The organism is Photobacterium japonica, assembly GCF_050337005.1.
Lineage (GTDB): Bacteria > Pseudomonadota > Gammaproteobacteria > Enterobacterales > Vibrionaceae > Photobacterium > Photobacterium japonica.
The window spans coordinates 1-906 of the sequence record NZ_JAKJSN010000132.1; the positions used below are offsets into that span (position 1 = coordinate 1).

Below are 906 nucleotides of genomic sequence, written 5' to 3' on the forward strand. Positions count from 1 at the left end.
TCATGCCTAGTCTCGTGGGCTCGGAGATGTGTATAAGAGACAGATCTATTGTCTATTTAATAAGTGCTGTATTTACTCCATTAGAAAGTTTATCTCTAATGAAGGCTCCCTCTAAAAATGTTATTTTTAAAGTAATCCAAATCATAGTTTATTTGGTCACATTTCTTGTTGGGTATGATTACTTTGGGATATATTCAATTATATTAGCTGCTCTATTTTGCAGAATTCCAGGTTGGGTATTTTTTATGTATATCGTCTACTTCAAAAACAAACTAATATAAATATATAGGTGTCTCAGTTGCATTTAAGATCAATAGAATACTTTAGAGCATTAGCAATAATAATAATTGTTGCTGGTCATTCATATCAGTTTGGATTCAATCAAACGTCAAAATTTACTGAAGTGATAGCGTCTCTAATAACAGGTGGCACTGCATTGTTCGTTTTTATATCTGGGTTTATGTTTGATCATGTATTTAAATCTAGGTTTAATTTCAAAAAATTCATTTCAAGCAAGTTTAAAAATGTAGTCATACCCTATTTATTTATGTCATCAACAGCTATTTTTGTGTTGTATCTGTCATATCAAGGTTTTTTCAATTACGATGCTTATATTGTTAATTTAAACAATATTCAGGATATACCATTATTTAAGAACGAAGATAGTGATTTTATTGTAGCAATTAAATATCTAATTTCAGGGCGTCATCTTACCGCCTACTGGTATATACCATTTGCAATTCTCCTTTTTAGTTGCTCTAAATTGCATCACAAATTTTGCTTTTATTCATTAAGGGTTCAAATATGTATTTTCATTATATTGGGTYTTATATCTGTGATGATACAAAGGCCAATATTAGCAATTAACGCTTTTCAGTCTTTAATATATTATACTCCAATATATTT

General features: G+C 29.3%; 1 protein-coding gene. It reads left to right on the forward strand.

Annotated elements, in window-relative coordinates:
• Positions 1–289: 289 nt before the first annotated feature.
• A partial coding sequence (locus L4C36_RS23790) for an acyltransferase family protein (protein WP_428480217.1) occupies positions 290–906 on the forward strand: 617 nt, incomplete at its 3' end.